This window comes from Amycolatopsis rhizosphaerae, from assembly GCF_007713715.1.
Classification (GTDB): domain Bacteria; phylum Actinomycetota; class Actinomycetes; order Mycobacteriales; family Pseudonocardiaceae; genus Amycolatopsis_E; species Amycolatopsis_E rhizosphaerae.
In genome coordinates, this window is record NZ_VJWX01000332.1 from 1 (window position 1) to 8035 (window position 8035).

The 8035-nt window shown below is 70.5% G+C and carries 8 protein-coding genes and 1 pseudogene; 3 read left to right on the forward strand and 6 right to left on the reverse strand.

Going from position 1 to position 8035, the window contains the following annotated elements; all coding sequences use genetic code 11:
* A partial coding sequence (locus FNH05_RS26225; protein WP_246127945.1) for a YbaB/EbfC family nucleoid-associated protein occupies positions 1 to 395 on the reverse strand: 395 nt, incomplete at its 3' end.
* Positions 396 to 668: 273 nt separating this feature from the next.
* On the opposite strand from FNH05_RS26225, the gene FNH05_RS26230 reads away from it, so the two are divergent.
* Positions 669 to 1478, forward strand: a complete 810-nt coding sequence (locus FNH05_RS26230; RefSeq protein ID WP_144591387.1) for a nucleotidyltransferase domain-containing protein — start codon at positions 669 to 671, stop codon at positions 1476 to 1478.
* Here FNH05_RS26230 and FNH05_RS26235 read toward each other — a convergent pair.
* The 3 genes and pseudogenes from FNH05_RS26235 to FNH05_RS26245 form a co-directional block, all read right to left on the reverse strand.
* Positions 1421 to 2251 (reverse strand): DUF3626 domain-containing protein, encoded by an 831-nt coding sequence (locus FNH05_RS26235; protein ID WP_144591394.1) that lies wholly within the window; start codon positions 2249 to 2251, stop codon positions 1421 to 1423. The genes FNH05_RS26230 and FNH05_RS26235 overlap by 58 nt on opposite strands.
* 111 nt (positions 2252 to 2362) lie before the next feature.
* Positions 2363 to 3106, reverse strand: a pseudogene (locus FNH05_RS26240) (alpha/beta hydrolase); the annotation flags it as partial.
* 145 nt (positions 3107 to 3251) lie between these two features.
* Positions 3252 to 3725 (reverse strand): nuclear transport factor 2 family protein, encoded by a 474-nt coding sequence (locus FNH05_RS26245; protein WP_144591389.1) that lies wholly within the window; start codon positions 3723 to 3725, stop codon positions 3252 to 3254.
* A gap of 115 nt (positions 3726 to 3840) precedes the next feature.
* On the opposite strand from FNH05_RS26245, the gene FNH05_RS26250 reads away from it, so the two are divergent.
* On the forward strand, positions 3841 to 4734 hold the full coding sequence (locus FNH05_RS26250; protein ID WP_144591390.1) for a helix-turn-helix transcriptional regulator: 894 nt from the start codon (positions 3841 to 3843) through the stop codon (positions 4732 to 4734).
* Here the strand turns inward: FNH05_RS26250 and FNH05_RS26255 are convergent.
* Positions 4689 to 6056 (reverse strand): outer membrane protein assembly factor BamB family protein, encoded by a 1368-nt coding sequence (locus FNH05_RS26255; RefSeq protein ID WP_144591391.1) that lies wholly within the window; start codon positions 6054 to 6056, stop codon positions 4689 to 4691. The two genes, FNH05_RS26250 and FNH05_RS26255, sit on opposite strands and share 46 nt — an antisense overlap.
* 140 nt (positions 6057 to 6196) lie before the next feature.
* Between FNH05_RS26255 and FNH05_RS26260 the strand changes: the two genes are divergently transcribed.
* Entirely contained in the window at positions 6197 to 7033 is an 837-nt protein-coding gene (locus tag FNH05_RS26260) for a TIGR03621 family F420-dependent LLM class oxidoreductase (RefSeq protein ID WP_144591392.1), read from the forward strand.
* A gap of 276 nt (positions 7034 to 7309) precedes the next feature.
* On the opposite strand, the gene FNH05_RS26265 is transcribed toward FNH05_RS26260, so the two are convergent.
* A partial coding sequence (locus tag FNH05_RS26265) for a helix-hairpin-helix domain-containing protein (protein WP_186382747.1) occupies positions 7310 to 8035 on the reverse strand: 726 nt, incomplete at its 5' end.

The window sequence follows — 8035 nt, forward strand, 5'->3', positions numbered from 1 at the left end:
GTGTTCTGCTGTTCCTCGTTGAGGACGAAACCGTGCTGCGGCACCACCTGCGGTTGCTCCTCGGGCACCTCCGGCGCCGGAAGCTGTTCCTCCAGGAACTTCATCGCGTCACTGTCGGCGCCGATCAGCGGCGCCATCACCTCGGTGATCCGGCGTGCCGCCTGGGCCTGGGCACGCTGGGCCGTGGCGAGCACCGTCGCCGCGAGCTGGTCGAGCGGGACGCCCTGCGCGCGAGGACCGAAGGAAAGCCGCTGCAGCGCGCCGCTGGCGTTCACGGTCACGGTAGCCGCACCGTCCTTGCTCGTCAGAGTCGCCGAAAGCTGCTGCAGCCGCGTCTTCGCCTCCTCCGCCTTGCGGACGATATTCGAAATGTCCGATTTCGGCACATTCGCCACCGTGATCACCTCGGCTGAAATGGTCGACGACCCCTGTGGGATGGATCCAACCGGAGACCGGTTCCGGCGGCAAGGCGGGAAAACGAATTGTTCACTTTGCCGGATTCAGGCGTTTCCCGGGCCTGTCCGGCCGGGTGCGGTGCCCTTACGGCCGTTCGTTCCGTTCCCCGCGCCGAGGTCGTGTCCCCGGCCGGTTCGGTAGCCAGAAATCGGATCGACGGAAACCCCGGTCCTGCGCTATCAAAGAGCCCTGCAAGGAGGTCTTCCGGTCCCATGAAACACACCTGCCCCGAGTTCGCCGCGATCGCCGAGCGCCACACGGTTTTGCGCACCCAGGTCGGTTCCGGCGTGCACGGCACCGCGATCGCCGGCAGCGACGACCGGGACGAGATGGGCCTGTGCGTCGAACCACCGGAGTACGTGGTCGGTCTTCGCCGGTTCGAGCAGTACATCTACCGCAGTGCCGCCGAACGGACCGGGAACGCCAACGAGCCGTCGGGCCCGGACGACCTGGATCTGGTGGTGTATTCGCTGCGGAAGTGGATGCGGCTGGCGGCCAAGGGCAACCCAACCATCCTCATTCCCCTGTTCACCCCGGACAGCGAGGTGGTTTCGATAACCGAAATCGGTGCGGAACTCCGCGCGAACCCGGAAATGGTGGTGTCCCGCGAAGCCGGTCACCGGTTCATCGGTTACCTGCGCAGCCAGCGCGCCAGGATGCAGCGCGGCACCAACGCCGGCAGGCCGCACCTCGTCGAACGGTACGGGTTCGACACGAAGTTCGCCGGGCACATGGTGCGGCTCGGCGTGCAGGGTGTGGAACTGCTGGAAACCGGGCGGATCACCCTGCCGATGCCCGAGCCGTGGCTCACCTGGATCAGGGATCTCCGTCAGGGCAGGCACTCCGAGCGGGAAGCCCTCGACGCGGCCGGGGATCTGGAGGCGCGGTTGCTGCGACTGGTGGACACCTCGGACCTGCCGAAGACGCCCGACGAGGACCGGCTGAACCGCTGGCTTTTCGACACCTACCAGCGCGTCTGGGCTATCCCCCGCATCTCGGGAGTGCCGAACCTCGCCACGTAGTGCCACACCCGTTTGAGGTCCTGCTCGTCGTACGCGGCGGTGCGTACCGCCTCGCCGATGATCCGTGGATCGAGACGACCCTGCCGGGCAAGAGAAACACCGAGGGCCACGAACTCGGCTCCGCGATACGAGGGATGGCGGCGGAGTTCGGCCGTGGTCAGCGCGAAGCCGCCGTGCCATTCGACCGCGCAGGGTAAATGGGCCGCCGCGGCCTCCACCGGGGTGCCGCGATAGCACGGATCGAGGACGAGAGCGTCGACGTCGCGATGAAGGTCGACCACGCCGTGCACGTGGGCTTCGATGTAGTCGTCGAGCGGGTCCTTGTCATCCCCCTCGGCCAACTCGATCAGCGTGGAGGCTTGGGACGCCACACCGAAATGGCCGGGCTCGAACACACTGTCCGGGTAGCAGAAAGTCGTCCGGTCCATGGTGTGCCCGGCAAGACGCAGATACGCGGAGCCGAAGCGCGGGGACCCACCGACCCGCCGCCGACGGAAGTTCAGCGAGCCGTACTTGGGCCGGTCCACCGGCCGTGCGTCGTCGTACGCCCCGCCGAAGAGGCGGCTCTCCCACCGCCGGCGCTCACCGCCGGGGTATGCGGTCAGCCCTCCGTTGCCGGTGCCGGTCTCGAACTGCGACCGGTACACCCCATCCCGGGCCATGCGCTCCAGGATCGGCATCCCGGCCACGAGCCGGTCGGGGTGAAAGTGCAGCGTTACCCGCCACGACGGGTCCACCGGCCCGCCGGTGGACACCGCCGCGACCTGCGCCATGGCGCGACGCGCCGCGTCCGTCCCGGCGGTCGGCGGGCCCTCGCCCACGCGATACTGGTCCGGTTTCACCGGACCAGTATCGCGTGCCGCGAGGGAACCGAAGAACGATCTTCAGCGGCCTTTCTCGAGGTGCTCGTCGAGCCAGCGGATCGCGTGCGCGGCGGCTTCCGTGACATACGGGGCCTGGTCGTAGAGCTCGATGTGGTTGTGCGTTTCGATCCACACCAGTTCCTTGCGCCCCTGGGCCGCCTCGTAGGCCTGCTGCGCGTATTCGGGCAGCAGGGCGGTGTCGGTGGCGCCGTGGACGATCATCAACGGCGTGGGTGCCACAAGCGGCGCGTGAGCGACCGCGTTGTAGGTGAAGTACGGCAGGAGCGAATCCGCCGTCATTTTCCCGGACCAGTTCGGCGCGTCCGTCCGGAATGTCCGGTCGTAGTAGCTGTAGGCCTCCTCGTTCGGCATCACCGCCACCGGGACCTCCGCCGACAGGGCCTTGGCGATGGTGGGAACGTAGGCGATCTCGCCGCTTTCGTACTGCCGCTGCACCAGTTCGGCGATGGAACGGTAGTAGGTCGCGAAGCCGTCCACCCCGAGGAACTGCTGGAAGGTGCCGCCGATGTCGTAGCCACCGGCGATGCTCACCACGGCCTTGAGCCGCTTGTCCCGCGCGCCGAGCGAAACCGCGTAACCGCCGCCCATGCAGACACCGACGAGGCCGATCCGGTCGTGGTCGATGCCGTCCCGGGTGAACAGGTGGCCGACGGCGTTCGCGTAGTCCTCGATCACGGCGTTCGGGTCGTACCGGAACCGCGGCAGGCCTTCGCTTTCCCCGAAGTTGCGGGGGTCGAAGGTGAGGGCGGGTGTAACCGGCGTCCGCCAGTCGCTCCGCGTAGTGCGGCAGCGTCTGTTCCTTCACACTGCTGATCGGCCCGCAGCGGGGTCGGTCTGCCCGGCCATCGCGTCGGCGGTGGGACGGAGACGGATCGAGGACATCGAGCCATCACTCCTTACCTGGTGCGGGTGCCTGCTTCACTGCCAGTGCCATCAGGTCCCGGTTGCCGTCCGCCCAGGTCGCGGTCATCACCACCGCGGTGATCTTCCACGCCTCACCCGAGCGCACGAGACCGAAGCGGTAGTGCCCACCCAGCGTCCACAGTGGACCGCCGAATGGGTTCGCGAGGCGGTGCGTGGCCTGGAAGTTCGCCGTGCACACCGCGGTGTCACCCTCGACGGTGACCAGGTGGGTCGCGATGAGGTGCTGGGTGGCGTCGAAACCGCCCAGCACCTTCGCCCAGGCGGCCGTGATCTGCGCGGGCGAGAGCTTCGCGGGCTCGCCGCCGTTGAGGCTCGTGTAGTCGAGCAGCACCTCGTCGGCGAAGATCCCGGCCAGTTCGTCCCATTCGCGCCGGTCGGCGTGCCACCCCATCCGGTTGCACGTCTCCACGATCGCCGCCCGATCGTCCGCCTGAGCCATCGTCCACTCCTCCTCGTCCGGTTGCGCCGCACAGCGTGCCGCAGGGAAGGCGGGAAGTGAACCATTCAGGGTGTACCTGTCAGGGGCACCCGGATCCATCGGGCACAATGTGATCATGGTGAGGCTTGCCGCGCGCGCTCGTGAGCTGGGCGCTTTCCTGAGGGACAAGAGAGGATCACTGGCCCCGGCCGAGGCAGGCCTTCACGCGGAGGGGCCCCGGCGCACCACCGGGTTGCGGCGGGAGGAGGTCGCCCGCATCGCGGGCGTGAGCGCCGGCTACTACACCCGCCTGGAGCAGGGGCGGTCGCCGCACCCGTCGATCAGCGTGCTGGACGCGCTCGCCCGGGCGCTCCGGCTCGACGAGGACGAGCGGGCCTATCTGTTCGCGCTCGGCGAATACACCGACCCGAGGGCAGGACGGGAAAAGGTGCCTGCCGAAGCGCAGCGGCTGCTCGCGATGTTCGCCGAGCCCACCGCCGCATACGTGATCAACCGCGTCAGCGACGTGCTGGCCTGGAACCCGATGGCGGCCGCGTTGTTCCCGCACCTCGTCCCCGGCGACCGCGCGCCGAACAACACGCGTTTCGTTTTCACCGACCCGGCCGCGCGGGAACTGTTCGTGCGGTGGGACGAGATCGCCTCCGATTCGGCGGCGCACCTGCGGGCCGCCGCCGGACATCGCCCCGACGATCCGGCACTGCGCGCACTGATCGCCGAACTGCTGGCGGTCAGCCCGGCGTTCGCCCGCGAATGGGAGCAACGGGACGTGCGGCGCAAGACCAGCGGGCAGAAGGAATTCGACCATCCCGTCGCGGGGCGGCTTTCCCTCGACTACGAAGTGCTGGAACCGGCCTCCTCCACCGGCCTGCGGATCGTGGCCTACCACGCCGAACCGGGCACGGATTCCCACGCCGGGCTGTGGCGGCTCGCCACCCCGCTTCGGGTGCCGGTACCGGCCGGGGCTCAGGCCCCCGCGACGGCCACCACGCCCGACATCGTGCCGAGATAGGCGCGGCCACCGGACAGGCTGGGCGAAGCGAAATGCGGCACCGCGCCCACCGGGAGCCGGCCCCGCACGGCGCCCGTCGCCGTGTCCAACGCATACAGCACACCGGCACGGGTGTCGACGGTCCACACCGCGCCGCCGCCCACCGTGGGTGAACCGTCGGCCGGGACCGGAGCCCGCCACCGCACCGTGAGCCGCCCGGCGGGATCGAGATCCACCGCGCGGGTACCGTCGCGGCACGGGAGGTACATCCGGCCGCCGTCCACCGATCCGCCGCCGTAGGCGGCGCACACCGGCTGCGCCGACAACTGGCCCCCGATCCCGCCGAGGCGCGTCGCGTCCAGCACGTAGCCGATGCCGCGCTTGCCGTCGGCGTAGACGTGGCCACCCACCACGACGGGTCCCATCGACCCCAGGTCACGGTCGTGGGCGTTGTCGTCGGCCCATTCGGCGGGGCTGAACGCGTCGAGCAGTGCCAGTTCGGGCGAGAGGGCGAGTATCGAATCACTGTGGTCGTAGGCGGAGGTGGATTCACCGTTCCCGACCGCGAAGTACAGCTTCCCCGCGGCGACGGAAGCGCCGCCCGGGGCCCAGATTCCCCCTTCCCTGGTGGTGGGCACGGCGTAGGTGCGCAGCGGCCCGAGACCCGTGGTGGGGGCCGCGACGACGGAACCGACGTAGTCGCCGCAGTCGCCGTAGAGGCCGCCGTACGCGAGGTAGACGGAGCCGTCCAGCACGGTGAGCGCCGCCCGCTGCTGGTGCGCCGACGGGGTGCCGCGCGGCGGTTCCACCGGCCTGCTCAGCGCGACGTCCCCGGTGGCGAGGTCCAGTCCGGCCAGCAGGTGGGTCCCGCCGGTGAGCTCGGCGACGACGAACACCAGGCCGGTCGCGGGATCGTAGGCGGGCGTGCCCGTGATGCCCAGCGGGTCGATGTCGCCGCACGGCAGGCCCGCGAGTGGTTGCGGGGAGCCGAGGTGACGCGACCACAGGACGTGCCCGTCCGCCGCGGCCAGCGCGTACACGGTGTCGTTCTCGGTGGCGGCGACGACCGTCTCCCCGAGCACCAGGGGCTGGCCGTAGACCGCGCCGTCGAGCCGCGCCGACCATGCCTGCGACAGCGGTCCCGGCGCGGCGAATCCCGGCGCGACGCCGGTTCGCGCGTTGTCGTGGTGGTAGGTGGGCCAGTCGGTGTCGCGCACGCGATGCGGCACGGCGGCCGGGCCGGACCGGGTCGTGGCGGGCGGTTCGAGGGCGGAACCGCCGCCGTCCGCGGCGCATCCGGCGAGTGCGGCCGCGGCCAGCGTGGCGGCGACGAGACGCCTCATGGGTCCAGTGTCCCCGCTCGTCCGGCCGCCCGCCGCGCGGCACGGGTGTCGCCGATCACGGTGCCGGAGATCGGTAAATCGATTCTGGCCGGGCGTCCGCCCCAGTACGGTGTTCGGCGGACCACGACGAGAGGATCTTCATGACAGGCAAGGACTTCCGGTTCGGCGTCAACATTCTGGCCGCCGGTTCGCGCCCGGAGTGGCAGGACACCGCGCGGCGGGTCGAGGACCTCGGCTACGACGTGTTGCTGGTCCCCGACCATCTGGGCATGCCCGCACCGTTCCCGGCGCTGATGTCCGCCGCCGAGGTGACCACCCGGCCGCGGCTGGGCACGCTGGTGCTGAACGCGGGTTTCTACAAGCCCGCGTTGCTGGCCAGGGACGTGGCCGCGGTGGACGAACTGAGCGACGGCCGGTTCGAGCTCGGTCTGGGCGCCGGTTACGTGGCCGAGGAGTTCGCGGCCGCCGAACTCCCGTTTCCCAGCGCCCGCCAGCGGATCGACCACCTCGAGCACACCACCGTCGAGGTGAACCGGCTGCTCGGTGAGGCAGGCCGCCGCGTGCCGGTGATGATCGCGGGCCAGGGCGACCGCGTCCTGGGCATGGCCGCCCGGCACGCGGACATCGTCGCCATCGCCGGCGTCCGGACCGCCCCGTCGGGTGGGGTGGAACCGCTGACCGACCGCATCGAGGTGGTGCGCAAGGCCGCGGGCGATCGTTTCGACCGGTTGGAGCTGAGCCTGCTGATCAGCGCGGTGCACCTGGACGGCGAGGAGCTGGACCTGAGCATGACGCGCCGGTTCTACCCGGCCCTGTCCGACGAGGAACTGCTCGCCCTGCCCGGCGTGCTGCACGGCTCGGCGCAGCAGATCGCGGAAACCCTGCACGAGTACCGGGAAACCTACGGGATCACCTATCTCACCGCGATAGGGCCGAGCCTGGAGCCCTTCGGCAAGGTGATCAGCCTGTTCCGCTGAACCAGCACATGGGCGAGTCCCACCTTCCGGCGCTTGTGTCCCACCCTCGTGCGGTTGAGTCCCACTGTGAGGCCCGTGCGAGGGCGCCTTTCTCCGCGGTGACCCACCTGCAACCAGGGCCGCCCGGTGCCGTGAGGGACCCCCTCACGGCACCCATCCCCGCCCGAGCGGGCAACTCACCTGCCTGAGGGTGGGACACAAGCGCACGAGCGTGGGACTCGCCCGGCGGGCGCGCCGTACACCGCGAGCGGACCAGACTTTGCCGTGGCCGGGCCTCTACCGGAAGTCCCGGGAGGTGTGGGCGGCGGACAGCCGCAGGGGTTCGGCCCGGTCGGCGCGCAGGCTCACCACACCTTCGGGAGTGGCCTGCACGATGCCGCGCAGCAGCAGGGCCGGGCTTGCCCGGGCGATGCGGCCGAACCTGGTCCAGAAACCGGTGTCGCAGACGACGTTGAGCATGCCGGTTTCGTCTTCGAGGTTGAGAAAGGTGATGCCGCCTGCGGTCGCGGGCCGTTGCCGGTGGGTGACCGCTCCGCCGACCTTCACCCGGGTGCCGTCCGGTACGGCGGCGACTTCGGCGGTGGACAGCGCACCGAGCCGGTTCAGGTGGGTGCGGAGGTGTTCGACGGGGTGCGTGCCCGGGGTGATGCCGGTGGCCCAGGCATCGGCGGCGGCGAGTTCCACGACGGTCATGCCGGGCAGGGGCGGCGACTGGAGGCCGGGCGCGCTGCCCGGGAGGTGTTCGGGGCGCTGGCGTGCGGCGGCACCGGCGGCCCAGAGTGCTTCGCGCCGGTCCTGTCCGAAGGCTGCGAAGGCGCCCCCGGTGGCCAGGGCCTCCAGCGCCGGGGTGTCGAGCCGGACTCGCTGCCCGAGGTCGGCCAGGTCCCGGAAGGGACCGTGGGCCTCGCGCTCGGCCACGATCCGTTCCGCGGCCTCGGTCCCGAGGTTACGCACCGCGGAAAGCCCGAGCCGGACGGCGAGGCCGCCCGCGCTGTCCGGATG